Origin of the sequence: Bacteroides cellulosilyticus DSM 14838 (genome assembly GCF_000158035.1) — a bacterium.
GTDB lineage: Bacteria > Bacteroidota > Bacteroidia > Bacteroidales > Bacteroidaceae > Bacteroides > Bacteroides cellulosilyticus.
In genome coordinates this window covers 853,779-877,686 of sequence record NZ_EQ973491.1, presented here as the reverse complement: position 1 = coordinate 877,686, position 23,908 = coordinate 853,779, and the positions used below count along the sequence as shown (strand labels likewise).

Below are 23,908 nucleotides of genomic sequence, written 5' to 3'. Positions count from 1 at the left end.
ATCATATCATTTAATCCTATCCACAAGTACCTGTAAGGGCACTTCCAAAAGGGCTACACCATTTACCCCGGATGACTACACCCTTTTGTATGTAAGGCTACACCCTTTGCGGCAAAAGGTGTAGCCCTATACAAGCTATGATTAACACACCAGACAATAAGGAATTTTATTCAACACTATTTCGCTCATTACCTCAACGACAAAGGCACTTTAAAACCACTCTGGGAATTAGTCACTTACAAGAAGTTAAGAGTTTGTCGACAGGAAGTTAACTCTTTGTCGACAAACTCTTAACTTCTTGGAAACAAGCTCTTAATACCTTGAAAACAGGACAAACTTTGTTACATCACAAGACTTCTAATGTTTATTCCAATTTAGTGACAAATGATATAATTCAGTGCATTATCTGCAACCATCGAGTCAATGCAAAGCCTCCCATTTCAGGGGTAATCAAGCCATACCATCAAGTTCTTGCTCAATCGTCTTATTAAGTTGTGGAAGCATCGATTCTATTTTGCAGCAACAAACCTGGGCCCTTGAGTTAAGAAACTCAGCAAGAAGTCATACAAAGAAAAAAGAAAGGGGCGCACTTCAAATTTTGAAGTGCACCCCTTATTTACCTAATGCCTAATAAAAACCTCTTTTTACCCTAATTTTAGAGTAGCTCTCAATCTGAGAGTTTCCGATGAATCTTATCTATCTCCATTTCTTCACAACCTTCTTGTCTGACGGAGTAGCCTCAATCAAACTCAGGGCAAAGCCACCACTACGTGCCAACTTCACAGACATCTTAGTCTTACTGGTCACAATACCTTTCTTTATCTGATAAGAAGTCGGATTCTCTTTGTAATCAGCATCTTTACCATCAGCATAAAGAGTAGCTACATACTGCTTGCCAGGTTCCAGAAAATCCAGAGTAAAGTTAGCAGTACGTGCATTCTCATCTGTGATGCCACCTACAAACCAGTTATTCGTTCCTTTCGCCTTACGAGCTGCCGTAATATAATCACCCGGTTCCGCTTCCAGATATTTACTATCATCCCAATCTACCGCTACATCTTTGATGAATTGGAAAGCATCCATGTGCTTCTCATAATTCTCAACTAAATCGGCAGCCATCTGCAACGGACTGTATAATGTCACGTAAAGAGCCAACTGCTTACAGAGAGTGGTCTGTACCTGTCCATGAGGCAGATCGCCCATGAAATCAAGTTTTGTATCGAAGATACCAGGAGTATAATCCATCGGGCCACCAATCAGACGATTAAATGGAAGCAAGGTAGTGTGGAACGGTTTACTGCCACCAAAAGCCTCATATTCCGTACCACGGGCAGACTCGTTACCAATCAGGTTAGGATAAGTACGGCAAAGTCCGGTAGGACGCACAGCTTCATGGGCATTTACGCAAATCTTATACTCGGCAGCTTTAGTCACGGCGTACAGATAATGGTTGTTCATCCACTGACCGTAGTGATGCTCTCCACGAGGAATCATATTGCCTACATAACCACTCTTCACTGCATTGTAACCGTTGTCTACCATAAACTGGTAGGCTTTATCCATATGACGTTCATAATTGCGTACGGATGCCGAAGTTTCATGATGCATCATCAATTTCACACCCTTACTTTTAGCGTAAGCGTTCAACATCTTTACATCAAAGTCAGGATATGGAGTTACAAAATCAAATACATAATCTTTAGAATGACCGAACCAGTCTTCCCATCCTTCGTTCCAACCTTCTACCAGCACTTGATCAAGTCCATTTTCAGCTGCAAAGTCTATATAACGTTTTACGTTTTCATTGGTAGCACCATGACGTCCGTTAGGTTTAGTTTTGGTATAGTCCGTTTCACCCAATTTTACAGAAGGCAGATCATCGGTATAAGCCCAAGTGCTCTTTCCGGCAATCATTTCCCACCATACGCCTACATATTTCACCGGCTTAATCCAGGAAACATCTTCATAAGCACAAGGCTCATTCAGATTCAACGTCAGTTTGGAATTCAGAATATCACGGGCATCATCACTTACGATAACCGTACGCCACGGAGACTTACAGGGAGCTTGCAGGTATCCTTTATCTCCTTTTGCATCAGGGGTAAGCCAGGATTCGAATACAAAATTCTTATCATCCAGATTAAGATGCATACAGGAGTAATCCACCAAAGCAGCCTCATGCAAGTTAATATAAAGACCGTCAGCTGTTTTCATTTGCAGAGAAGTCTGTACACCCGTCGGAGAGAACGTAGTCTGTGAAGAATTAGGAGTGATTGCACCATCCATCAAGCCACGGATTTCAGAAAGCTTAGATTCTGTATAATCATATTCCTGTGTATCATAATCGCCCGGTATCCAGAAAGCAGTGTGATCGCCTGTCATGGCAAACTGAGTACGTTCTTCCTTGATAACGAAGTAATTCAGGTTCTTAGACAAAGGAAATTCGTAACGGAAACCCAAACCGTCATCAAACAGACGGAAGCGGATGATCATATTGCGATCTTGCGCTTTCTGGTTCAACGTTACAGCCATCTCATTATAATGGTTGCGAATTTGTTTCACTTCACCCCACACCGGCTCCCAAGTCTCATCAAAAGTGGAAGTTTGGGTATTTGCCAGTGTAAATCCATTCATCAGTCCCGGAGCATCTTTCAGTTCCAAGCCGAGTTTAGAAGGTTTGATAACAGCTTTTCCTTTGTAGGAAAGTTCATAGATCGGTTCACCTTGTGCGTTCACTGAAAAGTTCAGTTGCAGTTGTCCGTTCGGCGAGGTGATACTCTCAGCCATTGCCCAATTGCTTACAAACAAAAAGAGCAAGAGACAGAACAATTTGATTGCTTTCATGTTTTTCATGATTTGAATTATTTTAGAGAATTATAATCGTGATGCAAATATAAGGATGAAATGACATGTGAACGAAGGAATAAAATGAAAATATAGATGATTTACCGGCAAACGTTTGCATAACTGGTTTAGTTTCTGATTTTTAAGCATTAAGGGGAAAAACCGGAATATAAACCCGATATAAATGAAAAATTGTACCTTTGCAGGCATTATCGGAATAATAACAGAATAAAAATGAAAGAATTGATATACATTTTCCTTGGTGGCGGAACAGGCAGTGTGCTCCGTTACTATGTGCAGGAACTACTGCACGAACGGATCATCCCTTATTCCTTTCCTTGGGCAACATTTACAGTCAATATCTTCGGCAGTTTTCTCATCGGATTGTTTTATGCCCTTTCCGCCCGTTTTAATTTCTCGCCCGAAATGCGTCTGTTATTGACAGCCGGTTTCTGCGGTGGATTCACCACTTTCTCTACTTTTTCCAATGATGGTCTGACCTTGCTGAAAGGTGGTTTCTATGGAACATTTATAGCATATACCTTAATCAGCATCACGTTGGGAATATTGGCTGCATTGGCGGGAGGAGCAGTCGGCACTAATCACTTATCACTCACCACTAATCACTAAACACAACTATATTCTGAACAAAAACCGATTGCTTCTTGTTTCCTATTTAAAATAATTACAAATAATATCATAATTATGAAAATAGAAAAGATTATCGGACGTGAAATCCTCGATTCAAGAGGAAATCCCACAGTGGAAGTAGATGTAATGTTGGAATCAGGCTTTATGGGCCGTGCTTCCGTTCCTTCCGGCGCTTCTACGGGAGAACACGAAGCATTGGAACTCCGTGATGGCGACAAAGGACGCTATGGAGGCAAAGGTGTATTAAAAGCTGTAGAAAACATCAATGATATTATCGCTCCGAAACTTGTCGGAATGTCAGCCCTCGACCAGATGGGCATCGATCATACCATGCTGGCATTGGATGGAACGAAAACGAAATCAAATCTGGGCGCAAATGCTATTCTCGGCGTATCCCTCGCCGTAGCTAAAGCTGCCGCCGCTTATCTCGATATCCCCCTGTACCGCTACATAGGTGGTACCAATACATACGTAATGCCCGTACCGATGATGAATATCATCAACGGTGGTTCACACAGTGACGCTCCTATTGCTTTCCAGGAATTCATGATACGCCCTGTAGGTGCAACTTCCTTCCGTGAAGGTCTGCGCATGGGTGCCGAAGTATTCCACGCTTTAAAGAAAGTACTGAAAGATCGTGGTCTGAGCACTGCTGTAGGTGACGAAGGCGGTTTTGCACCAAATCTGGAAGGTACAGAAGATGCCCTGAACAGTATTATTGCCGCCATCAAAGCTGCCGGATACGAACCGGGCAAAGATGTAATGATTGCCATGGACTGCGCTTCTTCTGAATTCTATAAAGACGGAATCTACGATTATACCAAGTTCGAAGGCGAGAAAGGCAAGAAACGCACAGCTGACGAACAGATTGACTATCTGGAACAACTTATCAACCAATTCCCCATCGACTCTATCGAAGACGGCATGAGCGAAAATGACTGGGAAGGCTGGAAGAAACTTACCGACCGCATCGGCGACCGTTGCCAGTTGGTAGGTGACGACCTCTTTGTTACTAACGTTGATTTCCTGGCCATGGGTATTGAAAAAGGTTGTGCCAACTCTATTCTAATTAAAGTAAACCAAATCGGTTCCCTGACCGAAACATTGAATGCCATCGAAATGGCTCACCGCCACGGATACACTACCGTGACCTCCCATCGCTCCGGGGAAACGGAAGACGCTACGATTGCCGACATCGCCGTTGCCACCAATAGCGGACAAATCAAAACCGGTTCATTGAGTCGTTCCGACCGTATGGCAAAATATAATCAGTTGCTTCGCATCGAAGAAGAACTGGGCGCTAATGCTGTTTACGGTTATAAACGTATAAAATAACCATGAATTCTATTTAAGTGTCAAAAAATAAAATAATCAAGAGGGGCGAACCATCACGGACCGCCCCTCTTCTACTTTAACCTTAAAATCACCAATCAGTCTACTACCTTGAAGAAAACTTCTTCTCCGGACTGACTATCCGTTGCCACCCAAAGCCCAAAGTCTCCGGGTTCCACAACTTTAGCCATATCTATGTTCCAAAATGCAAGTTCACTAACAGGGAGTTCAAACGAAACGCTTTTTTTCTCACCCGGCTTCAATGTCACACGAGTGAAGCGTTTCAGTTCTTTCACCGGACGAGTCACGGAACCAATCTTATCTTGTATATACAATTGAGCTACTTCCGTTCCTTCATATTTCCCGGTATTTTCCAGATCGAATGTCACTGTCAGCACATCATCTTTTTTCAGTACATCAGACGCCAGTTTGATGTTGCTATACTTAAATGTGGTGTACGACAAGCCATAACCAAACGGAAACAAGGGATCAAAACCCGCATCCATATAGAAGGAAGTACAGCCCAGTGAAGTCTGTCCTGCCTCAACAGCAATATCATTCAGCAACACTTCATTCCGTGTAGCCGGACGTCCGGTATTATTATGAGCGTAGTACACAGGAATTTGTCCCACCATCCTCGGGAAAGTGACCGGCGCCTTTCCACTCGGCACAGCCTTCCCCCAAAGCAAATCAGCCAATGCAGGACCGCCCATTGTGCCCGGATGGAATGAATAGAGAACAGCAGTCGACTCTTCGACTTCTTTACCGATAGTCAACGGACGACCCGCCATCACAATAGTCACTACAGGTTTACCCGTCTTAGCCAAAGCTGTAATCAAAGCTCCCTGATCACCCTGCAAATCCAGATCAGCCAAACAGTGAGCTTCACCCGAAAGAATAGATTCTTCACCCACAAAAGCAAGAATGACATCTGCACGTGCAGCGGCGGCAGCTGCTTTAGCCACACTTGCCGGATTTTTCTCACGACTATATGCTAGTCCCGGTTCATAAATCACCTGTACTTTATCGCCAACCATTTCTTTAATAGCGTTCAACGGAGTCTGAGTACGAGCTTTCTCACCATCAAATATCCAAGTACCTAACTGTTCATAAGGTGCATTAGCCATAGGTCCTACCACTGCAACAGTTTTCACAGATGGCTGTAACGGCAACACTTCCTTATCATTCTTCAACAGAATAGCCGATTCAACAGCGGCTTGCTTAGCTGCTTCCAAATGAGAAGGAGCATACATGACAGATGTTTGTTGTTCATCTACATAAGGTGTATCAAACAATCCTAAACGATACTTTATACGCAAAATATTACGAACAGCCTCATCGATAGTGCTTTCCTTCACCTTTCCCTCTTTCACTAATTCCGGCAGTTCCTTCACAAAAGTGTAACTCACCATTTCCATATCTACTCCTGCATTCACAGATTTCATTGCCACTTCTTTTGAACCGGCGGCAAAACCATGGCTTATCATTTCGCTGGCAGAAGCCCAGTCCGTCACAACAAAACCATCGAATCCCCACTCGTCACGGAGTACATTCTTCAAAATAAAAGCATTCCCGGTAGAAGGGATTCCATCATTATCATTAAATGAAGTCATAAACGTGGCTGCACCCGCTTTGGTGGCAGCTTCAAAAGGTGGCAAATAAACATTGCGCAGACGACGTTCGGGAATGAACGTGGAATTATAATCACGTCCTCCTTCGGCTGCACCGTAACCTACAAAATGTTTAGGGCAAGCTGCAATTGAAGTAGGACTATTCAGCGAATCTCCCTGAAAACCTTCTACCATAGCTGCTCCCATTACGGAAGTAAGGTACGTATCTTCACCACACCCTTCGGCAATACGTCCCCAGCGAGGATCGCGGGCAATATCAATCATTGGCGCAAAAGTCCACCGGATACCTACAGACGAAGCTTCAATAGCTGCTATCCGTGCACCGTCTTTCGCTACCTGCGGATTGAACGAAGCCGCTTGTCCCAAGGGAATAGGGAAAATTGTTTTAAACCCGTGAATGACATCACGCGCTATCAATAAAGGAATACCCAAACGGGATTCTTCCATTGCCACGCGCTGTAGCGCATTAATACGCACCGGATCCACCTCATTCAAGATGGAACCGATTTCACCTTTCTTAATCAAAGCACTCATATCCTCGATATTACCGTAAGAGGAAATCTGGTTCATCTGACCGATTTTCTCCTCAAGGGTCATCTTAGACAGGAGAGATTCTACTTTTTTCTCGGTTGCCGCATCACTACCTTTATTGGCTACTTGCGTACAAGAGACAAAAGAAAGTAAAAGCAAGCAAAATAATGACAATCTAACCATGATTACTTATTTTTTTGAAATACACGTACATAATCAATCTCGTAAGTTGCAGGTAAGGCCGATTCATCTATGCCCTGAGCACCTCCCCAATTTCCTCCCCACGCAAGATTTAACTTCAAATTAAAGTTTGTAAAGAAAGGCCAGGTAGCAGTACCCGTTTTATCATTCGTATAACGAAAATGCTCTTTTCCATCTACTAGAAAACTTATATAATCCTCAGTCCATTCTGCTGCATATATATGAAAATCTGTTTGGGCTGTAGCAATATAAGAACCATCTCCTTTTTGCTTTCCGTTACTGCCATTATAAGCACCACAATGAATAGTAGAAAGTACATTGTTAGGATCATATCCCACTTCTTCCATTATATCAATCTCTCCACCATCAGGCCAGCTGGTGAATGGATCAGGTAACATCCAGAAAGCAGGCCAAGTACCTTTTCCTTTCGGTAGCTTCAAACGAGCTTCAAAGTAACCATATTTCCAATTTGTTCGAGTATTCATTCGAATGGAGTAGACTTCATCACCCACTTTCTGTGCTATGATTTTTAATGTACCATTACTTACATCCGCGCATACGACTCCATCTTTAGAACCAGCAATATAGTTCTGAATTTCATTATTACCCCAACCATCGGTACCATGCCCTGTTTCATATTTCCATAGACTTTCATCTGGAGTGCTCAAAGAAGTATTATTAAACTCATCTTGCCAAACTAATTTGTACCCTTCAGGAACCTGTATATCTGGGTCCACAGGTTCTTCCGGTTTTGCATCCTGAGATACAGGAATCGAAATACGCGTTATTCCAGACTTTACTATAATCTCTCCTTCACGAGACTGATTGCTAGTATTAGCTTTAACTGTCACTTCCACAGTACCTTGTGTACCAATACTACCAGACGTTTTACAGCTAACCCATTCTTTACAAGCATCTCCACTAAAAGCTGTCCATTCCTGATCGGAAGTAATCGATAACTTTGTAACGACTCCTTCATAAGTAGCTGATACCTGGGTAGGTGATACATTGACAGTAGGGGCAATCATTCCAGAGGCATCATTGCTACTTCCACAACTCACAAAAATTAACACCACTAACAATAAAGAGTATAAATTCATACATTTCATAATCTAATGCATTAAAACATGCACGGCTAATTTCATATGATCAACCGTGCACATTAATTATTAACTATTATTCGTTACAACTTGATTCTTTTAAAATAATATTACTAACAGTTACTTCCGTATTATCCGGATTGCTGCCAAAATCAAGTACAAAATCGACATTATTCATATCAATGCCAGGCATAGCTGTCTGCTCAAATGTATAATCTTCATAAGCAGCCAAATCCACTCTCTCGACAAAATAGAAAGCATTATCATCACCATGCAACACCATCTTTAGTGTAGCTTTCAACTTTTGTGAGGAATTCAATACACAATGAAAATCATACGATGTCGACGCATTCGTAGTCATATCCGTCAAGAACTTCACCTGCGCCTGCCACTGATCAGTTGTAGCATTAGGTAATGTTATATTAAAGGCACTGCCACTTGCTTCAAAGCCAGGATTTTCAATAGGGGTCCAACCCGGGGCATAATAAAAATCATTCGTATATTTAGAACTCTTCCACATATTACAAGCCGAGTCATAATTCCAGTTTATCTTTACCGGACCATTATGTTCCTGCAATATAATGCCACTTACCGTAACCTCTGTGCTAGCAGGACAACCACCAAAATCAAGCACAAGATCTACAGTTGACATATCAAGACCTGCCATATTAATTTGCTGGAAAATTACATCCTCATAGGCTTTCAATTCTACCTTTTCAGCAAAATAGAATGTATTATCATCACCATGTTGTACCAACTTCACAGTTGCCCCCTTAATATTTTGCGTCGAATTCATAATAATACGGAAATCATAAGTCTTATCTACAGTAGTCTGCATATCAGTAAGGAATTTAACCTGCGCCTGCCATTGATCAGTAGTAGGCTCTGGCAGTGTTACCTTATAAATATTGCCATTTACCTCAAAATCAGGATCAGCAATCTGGTTCCAGCCAGGAGCATAATAAAACTCATTCGTAATTGTAGCACCATTCCAGAAATTAGCAGGACCATCAGGAGTCCAGGTTACCTCTGGTTCCGGTTCTTCCGGCTCTTCTGCCGGAAGTACTGTACCATCGTCACAACTATGTTCTTTCACTACAATATTCTTAATAGTCATCTCCGTATCTGTTTCATTGCCACCAAAGTCGAATACAAGCTTTACATTATCAATATCAAGCCCAGGCATGTCAGACCGATAGAAGACATAATCTTCATAAGCCTTCAACTTCAGACTCTCTTCAAAATAATAAATTCCGTCATCTGCACTATCGACCAATTTGACTGTAACGTTTCCATGATTCTTACTTGAAGTGAGTATAACTGAAAAATCATAGGTTGTAGCAGAATTTGTAGCCACATCAGATACAAGAGGCATCTGCGCTTGCCATTTTTCAGTAGTAGCAATAGGTAAGGTTACTTTATAAGTACTGCCATTTAGCGTATATTCAGGATTGGCTATCTGTACCCATCCCGGTGCATAATAGAATGCAGGCTCAGCAACAACAGCAGACTTCCACATATTACAGTCATGATTATACTTGAAACCAGTAAATGTTTTCGTGTTATCACACGTCAGGGTATAGTGCCAAGCTATTTCTCCATTATCAGAAACTAATTCCATCTTCTTGGTATCCATAGAAAGCACTCTGTAACGTGGAGTCTGGTAAATGGCATCATTGGCAATGTATGGAAAAAGCGTTTGCGAAGGAAATGTAATATATAGGTCATTACCCACTACATCAAAATCATAAGTAGCTTTCTGTTCACTAACGGTAGCCATAAAATCTTTACCATCATTAGGATTAAATTCGCTAAAAGCAGAACATCCCGTATTCACAAACACTGTACCACCTTCACCTGGATTATATGTATAGTTCTTTTCTGAATCAAAAGTAACAATATCATCATAAAGTCCCATATCAGCCTTTTCATTAGCTGTAGCTGAATACCAACCCAAACCATCGGTTCCAGTCTCACCACAGCCTAAGTGTCCTGCTTCATCTTTTGCTACCATCCACTCTTTAGATGTCCCTCCACTCAAGAAAGTGATATATTTTGTGAAATCAATAATCGTATTATCAACATGGAATGTCTTTGTAAACGTGCCGTCACTGATGCCATTCGTATTAGCTATCTTTACATCTACCGTATAATCACCAGACTTAGTATATATTTTCTTTAGTCCGTTTACTGTAGAATAAGTTTTTCCATCTATAATCCAAACAGGCATACAGCCTTTACTATTCAGATTGAAAGTAACCTGATTGGTTTCTTGGTCAACAAGAATCTCAACAGCATCTTCATAAGATGAAGCTATAGGTATCCCTCCTTCAGACACAGAAGGAAAATCTTCTGGAGAGCAAGCCATAAAAGCAAGCACTGACACCAGCAGTAAGCCCCCGATATAACTATATATTTTTTTCATAATCTTTTTCTTTTTAATGATTAGTAATTGTTTTGAGTTAACGAACCTTGTGCTGAATCAATAGCACTTTGTGGAATAGGTAAGTATTTCTTATTAATGCTCCAAGTATTGGTACGATAACCATATTCGTCGGGAACCAACACAATAGAAGCCTTACCTGTACGAACCAAATCCCAGTAACGTTTACCTTCACCAACAAACTCCAAATGACGTTCTTCGATAATATTATCGACTGTAGGTTCCAATTCGGTAGTTAATCCTGCACGTTTACGCACGCGATTCAAATATTCTTTAGCATCACCCGAACCAGCATTACGTACTATAAGCTCAGCTGCATTAAGCAAAGTTTCAGAAAAGCGATAAATACGAAAATTATTATTATAGTTCACTTGCGGGTCATTACTGCAATCGGCATTGTCACCAGTATGAGCAGTATATTTTTCAAGAAAAAAGCCTGTATCCTGATAACGGGAATTATAAGTTCCGGCAGCTGCTGCATTCCAACATGTACCATCACGACGAGTATCCTCATCACTGTACATATTATAAGTTTCTGTACGTACCGGGAAAGTCCCCCAACCGTTATTATGTCCATCAGTTCCATCAACCCAGCCATCAGGTCCCATCATCGTGGGCAATACAGTTCCTCCAGCAACAAACACATTATCAGTGTAATTACGAGTTGCTTGATCATCCTTATAGTTTATTTCAAAAATAGATTCAGTACTCCATTCTCCAGATTCCCTGAAAATGCCTGCATAATTATCAACCAAATCATATTTACCACTGTTAATAATGTCTGTCATATACTTCAAAGCTGTAGTATAACGAGAATCATCATTCTGATACATCACTATTTCCGCATAAAGCATGTAAGCCATTGCCAAAGTAACACGACCATAATTTTTAGATTCTTCTCTCATTGGTAATGCGTTCAGAGCAATAGCACCTTCCAAATCAACAACCATAGCATTATATACCGCATCAGCTTGGAATTGTTCAGTCAAATAAGGTGAAGTCAAATTGGCCTCATAATAAGGAATATTCCCATAGAATTTCCATAACCATGTATAGTAGAACACCCGGAGTACACGGGCTTGAGCTTCATAATAGGTTGCACTTTCCTTCGTTAGATTTTCCCCAGCCCAACCAATATAAGTAAGTACATCATTACAACGTTTTACACCTTTATAAGCCGTATTCCAAATATTTTGTATACAATTAGTAGGCACCGCTTCATAATTTGCGCTCAAATGTAAATGCGCTTGGTCTGTTTTACTAGCTGCTCCAACCCAAAGATCGTCAGCCATAATATCACTCGCCTGCAAAACCGGAGAATACTGATTACCATCCCAATCCGTCCAATGTAAAGGTGCATAAGCAGCTACTACAGCTTCCTGTACATGTTCATCAGTCGTGAAATATGTATCAATAGTTTCCTGAGTCTTAGATTCAACCTCCAAAAAAGAGTCAGCACATCCTGTCATCAAAAAAACAGAAGAAATCAAACCTGCGATTATATATGTATTTTTTCTCATATCTTTATAGTATTTAGATTCAATAATTAGAATGTTAAATTAGCTCCTACTGTCCAAGTTCTTGATTGTGGGTATACACCACGATCAATGCCAAGCGATGTACCACCAGATGAGATTTCCGGATCGTAACCATGATATTTAGTAAAGGTCAACAAATTTTCAGCTGCCACATAGACACGCAATGAAGAAACAAAAGCTTTTCTTGTCCAATTTTTAGGCAGTGTATAACCTAACTGAATATTTTTCAAACGCAAATAGCTACCATCATAAACGTAAAGATCAGAAGAAAGCCAGTTTGTATTATCCCCCCATGCAAAACGAGGATACTTGTCTGAAGTGCCTTCACCTGTCCAACGATTTAACATCCACGAAGGAAGGTTAGCATTAGCAATATCAATAGGGCGGGTTGCATCATATACATCGTTACCAATGGTTCCTTGCCACATCATACTCAAATCAAAATTCTTCCAAGAAACATTAAAATTCAAACCATAAGTCCAGTCTGGCATACCTTTACCAATATCTGTACAATCATCAGTCGTTATTTTTCCATCACCATTCATATCAACAAAACGCACGTCACCAGGAACAGCATTTGGTTGGATCATTCCACCATCTTTATTGATATAAGCTACCACTTCATCCATATTCTGGAAAATACCCGCAGTCTTATATCCATAAAAATAAGGGTAAGGCTTACCATTTTGTGCACGACTAACAGTACCGGCTGTGCGGAAACTATCCAGATTATCCCATCCTGTATCATTACCATATTCGATTAATTCATTTTCCAGATAAGATAGATTACCTGCTACGCGAAAATTCCAATTGCCTTTACTAAATTTATAAGCAAGTTCCATTTCAACTCCTCTATTCTCCATTGTACCAACATTACCCCATGGTTTCTCTTCACCCACATAAGAAGGAATATTCATCTTCATCAACATACCTTTAGTCTTTTTCTTATAATAATCGACTGTAAACGTCAGTGCATTATTAAAGAAACCAAAATCAAGTCCAAAATCTAATTGTTCCGATTCTTCCCATTTCAAATCTGGATTGGCGAGACCAGATGCTTTCACACCTAATGAAGTACTTTCACTTTGACCAAAAATAACATTATGGCCTGTAGAAGTTAGAGTTGTATATTTGAAATTACCAATATTTTCATTACCATTCTTACCCCAAGAAAGGCGAATTTTGGTATTCGTCCACCATTCCGGGCGCTTCTCCATAAACTTTTCATTAGTGAGGTTCCATCCTAAAGAAAAAGAGGGGAAAGTTGCATAATGATTATTAGCACCAAAACGGGAAGAACCATCACGACGAACAGTAGCCTGCAACATATAACGTTCATCAAAGTTGTAGCTAATACGAGCAAACATAGAAGCTAATGTAGCCACATCATTAGGACCACCCCAAACTCTCATTTGTCCTTCATCAGACAAGCCATTAGAAGCATCAATATAAGGACGATCCAGATTGATAATATTATCACGATTACCACCCAAATATGAACCAGTAGACTTCTTGGCAGATTGACCTAAAACAATAGAAAATGAATGTTTATCAATTGTTTTATCATACATCAATACATTTTCCAATTGCCACACAGTCGCATCCGTCTTTTCAGAATAGGCATTAGACTTTGATGAATTAAGACCAGATGCTAAATAGTATTTCTTAGTATACCCATCATTACTATAAAACTGGATATCAACTCCATAGGAAGTTCTGAACTTCAAATTATCCCAAAGTTGCAAGTCTGCAGAAAAGTTAGCTACAAATTTATGAGTCTTTGAAAGAGCACCAGGTAATGACAAAGAAGCCAAAGGATTAATCATCTCATTAAAATCACCACCAGGGATCGTATAAAGCCTCCCATCTGGACTATAAACCGGGGTATAGTTTGAATCACCTTCATATTTTTTAAGCTGAGCATCAGCTGCATCACCCTCCGCATAAGGAGTAAGAATTGGAGATAAAGCCAAAGCTGATCCTAACGGTGAATAATAAGAAGAATTCGCTTCTATTGATCTAGCCTTCACACGTGCATAAGATAAATTCGAAGTAATTTTCAGACTATTCAACCAATTACGGTTCTTACTTTCGTCAAAAATAGTATATTGAGTATTACTGCGCAGAGTGAGACGATTATAATTAGAACGATTATAGTTACCTCCTACAATACCTTCTTGCCCATAATATCCTAAAGAAAACATATAATTAACTTTTTCTGATGCCCCACTTACACTCACTTGGTGATTCATGACAGGAGCATCATTGTTAAATGTTTCTTTTTGCCAATTAGTACCTACACCATAAGAATAAGGATCATTATATTTAGGAGCTTGTCCAGAATTTATTGCACCTTCATTCATCATGATTGCATATTCTGTGGCATTCAGCACGTCACGTTCTCTCCAAGGATTCTGCCAACCATAAGAAAAATCATAAGTCACTTTTGTTTTACCTTCCTTACCTGTTTTAGTTGTAACCAAAACTACACCATTAGCAGCGCGTGCACCATAAACAGCACCCGAAGCAGCATCTTTTAGCACTTCAATAGAGGCAATATCATTGGGATTCAGATAATCAAGCCCACCTTCAAGTGGCATACCGTCCACAATATAAAGTGGATCTGAGTTATTCACTGTACCAATACCACGCACACGAATCTGTGCAGCAGCACCCGGCTGACCAGAAGATGAAGTTACGGTTACACCAGCAGCCAATCCTTTCAAAGCATTATCCACGCGAACAGGTGCCGTGAAAGCTAAATCATCTGATGATACTTTAGCAATTGAAGCAGTCACTACGCTCTTCTTTTGAACACCATAGCCAACAACGACAACCTCATCCAAAGCTTCCGCATCTTCTTGTAATACAATCTTAAATTCACGTTTACCGTTTAATGGAATATCCTGTGATTTGAATCCTATATAAGAAATAGAAAGGATTGCGTCGGAAGGAACCGACAAAGCAAATTCACCGTCTATACCGGTGATTGTTCCCGTAGTGGCATTACCTTTCACCACCACATTTACTCCAGGTAAGGGTTCATTGTCCGCACCACTTACCACCGTACCTTTTATCTGTATATCTTGTGCATATACAGCAGAAGCTAAGGTAAAGCTCAGTAAAAATAAAACTGATAATAACTTTTTCATAAGTTTTACTAAATTAAGATTAACAATTCTCGGTTTCGTTCTCAATTGAACACTGCAAACATAGAGTAAAATGCAATAAAAGAAGCCCTAAGTACCCATTCTTAAATACGTCAATTCAAAATTCAGAATACGTTATCAATACGTCAAAAACAAATAAACAATTGATAATCAGAGAAAATACTATACTTTCATCGAATACGTCATTGCATGTTATAGAACATAGAACACTGTTTTTCTAAACTACAATAACACGAAAGCCGGGTAATTTATAAAGGAAGTTAATAACAGAAATACAGGAAAAACTTAAAGATTATCGGTTGAATAACTCAAAAGTGAATTTGCAACCTATCTCCTTAAATTTCCAATTGGCAAAGCTGCCAAAGACTCCGAAATCAAAAATATTGGTGCCGATGCCATAACCAACCTCAACATAAGGGTTCAGATGCGGAACAACCAAAGCATTCAGATAAAGACGCTCATTGAGCACATGCTGTGTATACTTCACCAAATGACGCAACATCAGGAAGGGAGATTCATACGTCAAATGCCCACGGAGATATTTACGGGAGGAGTTATACCACCGCCCGTCAAGCAACTGGAATACACCGCCAATTTCATCATTCCATCCCACGGGAAGATTGGAACGGGTAAAATTGGCAAAATCCACAAAGTATATATCTTTTTGATTAGTAAAAGCACCCCATCCAAAGCGGAGATAAAAATCACGCATCAACCCCAAGGGAATGGAGTGCTGAATATCCACCTCTACACGCTCATACGTACCGGTACTTTTAAAAACCCCATTGATGCCCCGCTCCCAGTCCACTGAAAAACTGGGATATTTGGAATGTAAGTTCACTTTACGATCCCCATTCATATAGTAATACTGACCGGGCGTCCACGTCAGACGGACACGCGGAGCAAAACTATTGTAAGAATGACGCATTTTCTCTGTCCAATCAGGATAAACTTCTGAAGAAGAGCCTACACTTCGCGAAGTCGCCCTCGTGGATACATACATCGAACGATTGGCCTCCGTACGCTTATGCATGGAGAAACCGACATCCAGTGACAGACCGTTCACAACCTCCCAGCTATGGCGCACCTGCAAGTATAAGTCATTAAAATAATCCAGTTGTATCTGATCAAAATCGAAAACACTATCCGGAATGTTTTTCAATTCATCCAGCATCCTACTACTATAAATGCGGTGGCCGTTACCCAGGTTAACGTGAAGGGCCGCGCGCTTACGTGGCCAGTAATCAAAATCTGACTTTATCGACCAATAAAACTCATTATACTTGAAGTTATAACCCAATCTGGGAACGATACGTAACAAACGGTCACCCGTAAAAATACGGTTATACTTAAATTCCTGCCGGTAAGAAAAACCATTCTTCCCGCTATAGCTCAACAAGAATGGATTGATAAGCGGTGAACAGCGCACACTGCCCAGTTTCGAAAGATCTACCGTATAGCGGCTGATAAGCGCATCACCGATCTGTCCCCAAAATTCCAGATTCTTATTTTTGGGTTTCTTATATCGATATGAAGTATCACGGCTTAAAAAGAAATCTTTATATAAGTCCTGTTCATGTACAGTCAACGGAATGGGACGTATACTCTCAAAATAAGAACTATCCTTCTTGTAGGCATTCGTATCACTGCGCAATGTGTAGGACTCCGACAGATCATACTTGCTCTTCAATCTTTTCCGGTCCATCCGTGAAGGGTCTTTCTGAATAATGGTTTTATAATCGAGAGCAGCAATATAATTGGCATCGACCACATTGCCCAGAAAGCGGAAAGTGGCATCCACATCATAATGTACAGGCAAAAACTCATCCGATTCACCCACATCTCCCATACGTATCATATTGTTGAAACGCAACATTTCAGAACGTCCGCTAAAATGCATCTCACGCACACTCCAGACATTCTCACTGACCACCATGTGACCGCTGACCAACTGAAAGCTTTTGCTTTTCGGTTTGAAACTAATCTTATATTGCAAATCATGCACTTTACCCATTACCGAATCGACATGATAAGAATAATATTTCATCGCATTTGGAGCCAGAGGCGAAAGAAGCTTATCATATAATAAGGTAGAAGCGTAGATATTAACATGGAAATATTCCGGCAACCTTCCGTCCAGTTCCCAAAACTCGGAAGTGGTACCGACACTGGCTTTTACTTTCTGATCATAAATGTCGGGAGCAGTAAAATGCAAGTCACTATAAGTTTCCATCATATACTCCCTCACTCCTTTCCGGATGCGGAACATGGTAGGAATAAAGCGTAAGATGTGATTTTTCTTGCGAAGATTCACTTTTCCCTTAATATAAAGATCGGCTCTATAGTCGTCGATAATACTTTCATAAAAAGGAGCAAAGAAGATGACTTTTTTCATTATAGAGTCCGCAGAAAGCAAGCTCGCATCGTAAGGATCAGGGATAGAAGCTGCCTGCACTTTCGGACAAGCTGAAAGCAAAAGACATAGCAAGGTTCCTATACAAAAGACGCGTTTCAACGGCAATACCTCCAAATATATAGGGACAAATATAGAAAAAAAGGTTGTAAAACGACGAAATACCTCTCTTTTTAAGAAACCTGATGAAAGATTCTTCATTACAGCCCAGATATAACTTCAATATAGAAAAGAGCGGAGATAAAATCCCCTAAAAGAGTTTTCTCTGTAACATCCCCGAATATTTTAGGGGGTATCCGCATAAAAAACACATTATTTTCAATAATACCCCCTAAAAAATAGGGGTACTTCCGGAAAAAACATATAATTTTGCACCCAACAACCAACAAAAGAAGGACAAATATGTCAAAAATGAGATTTTACGCCTTGCAAGAGCTTGCCAACCGGCGCCCTCTTGAAGTTACAACCCCTTCGAACAAATTATCCGATTACTACGGAAGCCACGTGTTCGACCGTAAGAAAATGCAGGAATATCTACCCAGAGAAGCTTACAAAGCTGTAACAGATGCTATCGAAAAAGGAACTCCCATCAGTAGAGAGATAGCTGACCTGATAGCAAACGGCATGAAAAGTTGGGCCAAATCCCTGAACGTTACTCATTACACTCACTGGTTTCAACCGCTGACGGATGGTACAGCTGAGAAACATGATGGATTCATCGAATTCGGAGAAAATTCAAATGTAATTGAACGCTTCTCCGGCAAATTGCTCATCCAACAGGAACCGGACGCTTCTTCTTTCCCCAACGGAGGTATCCGTAATACATTTGAAGCACGCGGATATACAGCATGGGATGTTTCCTCTCCCGCCTTCGTGGTAGATACAACTCTGTGTATCCCTACAATCTTCATCTCATATACCGGCGAAGCGCTGGACTACAAAACTCCATTGCTGAAAGCACTCGGTGCCGTAGACAAAGCTGCCACGGAAGTATGCCAGTTATTCGATAAAAATGTAACCCGCGTGTTCACTAATTTAGGCTGGGAACAGGAATACTTCCTGGTAGACTCTGCCCTATACAACGCCCGCCCCGACCTTTGCCTGACCGGACGCACGCTAATGGGACATTCTTCCGCCAAAGACCAACAGTTGGAAGACCACTATTTCGGTTCTATTCCGCCACGGGTAACAGCCTTTATGAAAGAACTGGAAATAGAATGTCACAAACTGGGTATTCCGGCAAAAACACGCCATAACGAGGTTGCACCCAACCAGTTTGAACTGGCTCCCATCTTTGAGAATGCCAACCTTGCCAACGATCATAACCAGTTAGTAATGGACCTGATGAAACGTATCGCCCGTAAGCATAACTTTGCCGTATTGCTGCATGAAAAGCCATACAGCGGTGTAAACGGTTCGGGAAAACACAACAACTGGTCACTCTGCACTGATACCGGCATCAATCTTTTTGCACCCGGCAAGAATCCTAAAGGCAACATGCTTTTCCTGACTTTCCTGGTGAATGTACTGATGATGGTCTATAAGAATCAGAATTTGCTGCGCGCCTCTATCATGAGTGCCGGCAACAGCCACCGTCTGGGTGCCAATGAAGCACCGCCCGCTATTCTATCCATATTCCTGGGCAGACAATTATCAGCTACTCTGGATGATATCGTACGCCAGGTAGGCGATGACAAGATGACGGCTGAAGAGAAGACAACCCTTAAATTAGGAATCGGACGTATTCCTGAAATCCTTCTCGACACGACAGACCGCAACCGTACTTCTCCGTTTGCTTTCACCGGAAATCGTTTTGAATTCCGTGCTGCCGGTTCTTCTTCCAACTGTGCCGCTGCCATGATTGCCATAAATGCAGCTATGGCAAACCAGTTAAATGAATTCAAAGCCTCTATCGACAAGTTGATGGAAGAAGGAATCGGTAAAGATGAAGCCATCTTCCGTGTTTTGAAAGAAACCATTATTGCTTCCGAAGCTATCCGATTCGAAGGTGACGGCTATTCAGATCAATGGAAAAAGGAAGCTGCCCGTCGCGGATTGACGAACATCTGCCACGTCCCCGAAGCTCTGATGCATTATATGGATAACCAGTCTCGTTCCGTACTGATAGGTGAACGCATCTTCAATGAAACAGAGCTTGCCTGCCGCCTGGAAGTGGAACTGGAAAAGTACACGATGAAAGTGCAAATAGAAAGCCGTGTACTGGGTGATCTGGCCATCAATCACATTGTCCCCATTGCAGTCAGCTACCAAAACCGTCTGTTAGAGAATTTACGTGGCCTCAAGGAAATCTTCTCTCCCGAAGAATACGAAGTACTGAGTGCTGACCGCAAGGAACTGATACGTGAAATATCCAAACGAGTAACGTCCATCAAGGTTCTGGTACGCGAAATGACCGAAGCCCGTAAAGTTGCCAATCACATGGATAGCTACAAGGACAAGGCTTTCGCCTACGAAGAAAATGTCCGTCCTTATCTGGAAAAGATACGTGACCACATCGATCACCTCGAAATGGAAGTTGATGACGAGATCTGGCCATTGCCGAAATATAGGGAATTGCTGTTCACGAAATGATAACTTAGCGGTGTAGCTATTGATATTCTGACTATCTCAATTCCCGGGAGGAGGGGAATTGAGATACTTCAGCCTTTCATCTCGCCGATAAATTATCATTTTCCTGCCCCCAGACTGCATCTTTTCGTGTCTTTTGTGCAATATTTAATTTTTTCTTTTTACATTTGTGCTGTATAACACAGTTTTGCAGCAGTTATGGTAAAAATGAATTTGTCAGACGTGAATGTTCCGGAGCTGATAGCCGATATGTGGGAGCCCCTGAATGAAGAACAGCGGGAATTTCTCGCTAACCATTTTACGCTCCAGAATTATAAGAAAAATGAAGTCATTCATTGCGAAGGTGAAACCCCTAAATACCTTATGTGCCTTCTAAATGGAAAAGTCAAGATTTATAAGGATGGTGTCGGTGGCAGAAGCCAGATTATCCGCATGATTAAACCCGTCGAGTATTTCGGTTACCGTGCTTATTTCGCCAAAGAAGACTACGTCACTGCTGCCGCCGCTTTCGAACCTTCTCTGATCTGCCTGATACCGATGAGTGCTATCACTACATTGGTGACACAGAACAATGATCTTGCCATGTTCTTTATCAAGCAACTATCCTTCGATCTGGGAGTTGCTGACGAGCGCACTGTCAACCTGACGCAGAAACATATTCGTGGCAGATTGGCAGAATCACTGCTCTTCCTCAAAGAAAGTTATGGATTGGAAGAAGATGGCTCAACTCTCAGTATATACCTTTCGCGGGAAGATCTGGCAAATTTGTCGAATATGACAACCTCCAATGCCATTCGTACGCTATCACAATTCTCTACTGAACGTTTAATCACTATCGACGGACGAAAAATAAAGATCATCGACGAAGAAAAGCTGAAAAAGATAAGTAAAATAGGATAAAGAATAGTAGCGTCTCCCCCCCTTGACGACAGCTACCCCCTTTTTCCCTGTTTTGCCCGATTTATAAACTTAACACACATTTATGTCATGAAAAAAGGATTAAGTGCTTTGCTATTAGCAAGCCTGCTGTGTGCCTCTTCCGGCTGTCAGCAAAATCAAAAAGAAGTGGTGAACGAGTACAACATCGTTCCGATGCCTAATCAGATGACTCCCCAAGAGGGACGTTTCTTACTGAGCAATAAAGTATCTGTCGTCACAGCCGGTTGCACTCCCGAAGTACAAGCCATTGCGGACAGCTTGATTGCGCAAATTCAGTTGACCTCCGGTATTTCTCTGAAAACCAGTTCACAAGAGAATCCGGAACAACCAGACATACGCTTCGTTACGGAAGAAGGTATGCCCAAGGAAGGATACAAGCTTTCCATCGCACCGAATGAGATCACCCTTTCGGCATCACATCCCAACGGTTTCTTTTATGGAGTACAGACCATGTACCAACTGCTGCCACCCGCCATCTACGGAAAGGCAACTGTGAAACGTGCCAACTGGTCTCTGCCTGCTGTTGAAGTAGAAGACGCTCCCCGTTTTCCTTACCGAGGCCTGATGCTGGATGTCTGCCGTCATTTCTCTACGACCGATTACATTTATAAATTCATCGATATGCTTGCTATGCATAAGATGAACACCTTCCACTTTCACCTAACTGATGACCAGGGATGGAGGATAGAAATCAAGAAATACCCGAAATTACAGGAAGTAGGTTCGAAGCGAAAAGAAACGTTGATAGATTACTATTTTGTCAACTGGCCGCAAATATTTGACGGCAAAGAACATGGAGGATACTATACACAGGAAGAGATTAAAGATATAGTGGCTTATGCAGCAAGCAAATACATTACCGTAATTCCGGAAATAGAGATGCCGGGACATGCCATTGCCGCACTTGCCTCCTACCCTGAACTATCTTGCAGACCGGATACGACGTATGAAGTTACCGGTACATGGGGAGTATTCGAAGAAGTCTTCTGCCCCAAAGAAGAAACGTTCCAATTCCTGGAAGGTGTACTGGATGAGGTGATGGAATTATTCCCCAGTTCATACATTCACATCGGTGGTGACGAATGTCCCAAAGATGCATGGATGAAGTGTGCACATTGCCAAGGACTGATTAAGAAATTAGGTCTGAAAGATGATACCACTCCGAATGCCATTGACGGTAAGAAACATACAAAGGAAGAAAAGCTGCAAAGCTACTTCATCACCCGCATGGAGAAATATCTCAACAGCAAAGGACGGAATATCATCGGTTGGGATGAAATCCTGGAAGGCGGACTCGCACCCAATGCAACAGTGATGTCCTGGCGTGGTGTGGAAGGTGGTATCACTGCCGCCAAAGCGGGACACGATGCAATTATGACTCCCAGCCCGTATGCTTACCTGGACCAGTATCAGGAAGAACCCGAAACCGCACCGACTACCATCGGCGGATATCAGACACTGAAAAAGACCTATAGTTATAATCCTGTTCCCGATGACGCTGACGAACTGGTGAAAAAACATATCATCGGTGTGCAAGGTAATATATGGAACGAATACATGCAAAGTGATGAACGTCGTGACTATCAGGCATTCCCCCGTGCCGTCGCCCTGGCAGAGACGGGCTGGACACAGAACGACCGGAAGAACTGGAACAGCTTCCGGAGTCGCATGGTAGAAGATTTTGAGCGTATGGATGCCATGAACGTAAAAGCATGCCGCAATTTCTTCGATGTCAATATCAATACGCACGTGTACGACGGCACATTGAAAGCCGTGTTGGAAACATTCTATCCGGATGCCGAAATCAGATATACCACAGATGGAAGTGCACCGACTGCAAAGTCTGAACTTTACACTCAGCCATTCACTTGGGAAGGTTACATTGATTTGCAGGCAGCAGCTTTCAAAAACGGTAAAATGCTGGGGAAAGTGAACGGCAAGAAACTGTATGCAAACCTGATAAGTGGAAAGCAATACACCACCACTCCTCATTGGGGTTGGATGAGCGGTGACATTTTCGGAGAGAATGATATATTAGGCGCAGATACCACTACGCTGGGATTGACCAATGGAAAACGCGGTAATATCGCTTCCTTCACACCATGGGTAGCCTTCAGCCTAAATGAAAAGAACAACAATGAACTCGTATTTTCCGTTGATCTGGAAAAACCGACCACTATCAGTAAGGTGATATTCGGTACACTCTATAATCCCGCTTTCCGTGTACTGCCCGCAAGCGCAGCTCGTGTGGAAGTGTCCACTAATGGCAAAGAATTCAAGGAAGTAGCTCAGACCTCCTATACCCGCGAATATCCTGAACATGGCAGGAAGATGTTCACCGATGTACTGGAATTTACGCCAGCCGAAGCACGCTATATCAAAGTGACTTTAAAAAGTGGTGGTACATTGCGCAATGGCATTGACTGCCGGAAAGATTCATCGAAAGATATTATTCCTTCGGATTTATATGTAGATGAAATAGAAGTATATTAATAATGCGAATCAGGGGTTGAAAGAAGTTCTTTT

At 41.7% G+C, this 23,908-nt stretch carries 12 protein-coding genes; 5 read left to right on the top strand and 7 right to left on the bottom strand.

Going from position 1 to position 23,908, the window contains the following annotated elements:
* Nucleotides 1-696 precede the first annotated feature (696 nt).
* The gene (locus BACCELL_RS15535) at nucleotides 697-2,853 is read right to left on the bottom strand and encodes a glycoside hydrolase family 97 protein (RefSeq protein ID WP_007212840.1); all 2,157 of its coding nucleotides are present in this window, start codon (nucleotides 2,851-2,853) and stop codon (nucleotides 697-699) included.
* Between the two features lie 225 nt (nucleotides 2,854-3,078).
* Between BACCELL_RS15535 and crcB the strand changes: the two genes are divergently transcribed.
* Both crcB and eno read left to right on the top strand, forming a co-directional pair.
* Nucleotides 3,079-3,474 (top strand): fluoride efflux transporter CrcB, encoded by a 396-nt coding sequence (gene crcB / locus BACCELL_RS15530; protein ID WP_007212839.1) that lies wholly within the window; start codon nucleotides 3,079-3,081, stop codon nucleotides 3,472-3,474.
* 75 nt (nucleotides 3,475-3,549) lie between these two features.
* Nucleotides 3,550-4,830: a phosphopyruvate hydratase gene (gene eno, locus BACCELL_RS15525; protein WP_007212838.1), complete on the top strand. Its 1,281-nt coding sequence runs from the start codon at nucleotides 3,550-3,552 to the stop codon at nucleotides 4,828-4,830.
* A 95-nt stretch (nucleotides 4,831-4,925) separates the two neighbouring features.
* Here eno and bglX read toward each other — a convergent pair whose 3' ends face one another.
* The 6 genes from bglX to BACCELL_RS15495 all read right to left on the bottom strand — a co-directional run bounded on the left by bglX (nucleotide 4,926) and on the right by BACCELL_RS15495 (nucleotide 17,836).
* Complete coding sequence (gene bglX / locus BACCELL_RS15520) at nucleotides 4,926-7,172, bottom strand: beta-glucosidase BglX (protein WP_007212837.1); 2,247 nt, start codon at nucleotides 7,170-7,172, stop codon at nucleotides 4,926-4,928.
* Between the two features lie 2 nt (nucleotides 7,173-7,174).
* On the bottom strand, nucleotides 7,175-8,290 hold the full coding sequence (locus tag BACCELL_RS15515) for a family 16 glycosylhydrolase (protein WP_052309558.1): 1,116 nt from the start codon (nucleotides 8,288-8,290) through the stop codon (nucleotides 7,175-7,177).
* Nucleotides 8,291-8,366: 76 nt separating this feature from the next.
* The gene (locus tag BACCELL_RS15510) at nucleotides 8,367-10,715 is read right to left on the bottom strand and encodes a hypothetical protein (RefSeq protein ID WP_007212835.1); all 2,349 of its coding nucleotides are present in this window, start codon (nucleotides 10,713-10,715) and stop codon (nucleotides 8,367-8,369) included.
* Nucleotides 10,716-10,735: 20 nt separating this feature from the next.
* A complete protein-coding gene (locus tag BACCELL_RS15505) occupies nucleotides 10,736-12,253 on the bottom strand; it encodes a RagB/SusD family nutrient uptake outer membrane protein (protein WP_007212834.1) in 1,518 nt (505 codons plus the stop codon).
* 26 nt (nucleotides 12,254-12,279) lie between these two features.
* Nucleotides 12,280-15,423: a SusC/RagA family TonB-linked outer membrane protein gene (locus tag BACCELL_RS15500; protein ID WP_007212833.1), complete on the bottom strand. Its 3,144-nt coding sequence runs from the start codon at nucleotides 15,421-15,423 to the stop codon at nucleotides 12,280-12,282.
* Between the two features lie 310 nt (nucleotides 15,424-15,733).
* A complete protein-coding gene (locus tag BACCELL_RS15495; protein WP_226810821.1) occupies nucleotides 15,734-17,836 on the bottom strand; it encodes a DUF5686 family protein in 2,103 nt (700 codons plus the stop codon).
* A gap of 420 nt (nucleotides 17,837-18,256) precedes the next feature.
* Between BACCELL_RS15495 and BACCELL_RS15490 the strand changes: the two genes are divergently transcribed.
* The 3 genes from BACCELL_RS15490 to BACCELL_RS15480 all read left to right on the top strand — a co-directional run bounded on the left by BACCELL_RS15490 (nucleotide 18,257) and on the right by BACCELL_RS15480 (nucleotide 23,875).
* Nucleotides 18,257-20,446, top strand: coding sequence for a glutamine synthetase III family protein (locus BACCELL_RS15490; RefSeq protein ID WP_007212830.1), 2,190 nt, complete (start codon nucleotides 18,257-18,259; stop codon nucleotides 20,444-20,446).
* 195 nt (nucleotides 20,447-20,641) lie between these two features.
* A complete protein-coding gene (locus BACCELL_RS15485; RefSeq protein ID WP_007212829.1) occupies nucleotides 20,642-21,343 on the top strand; it encodes a Crp/Fnr family transcriptional regulator in 702 nt (233 codons plus the stop codon).
* A gap of 87 nt (nucleotides 21,344-21,430) precedes the next feature.
* A complete protein-coding gene (locus tag BACCELL_RS15480; RefSeq protein WP_007212828.1) occupies nucleotides 21,431-23,875 on the top strand; it encodes a glycoside hydrolase family 20 protein in 2,445 nt (814 codons plus the stop codon).
* The last annotated feature ends 33 nt before the right edge of the window (nucleotides 23,876-23,908 follow it).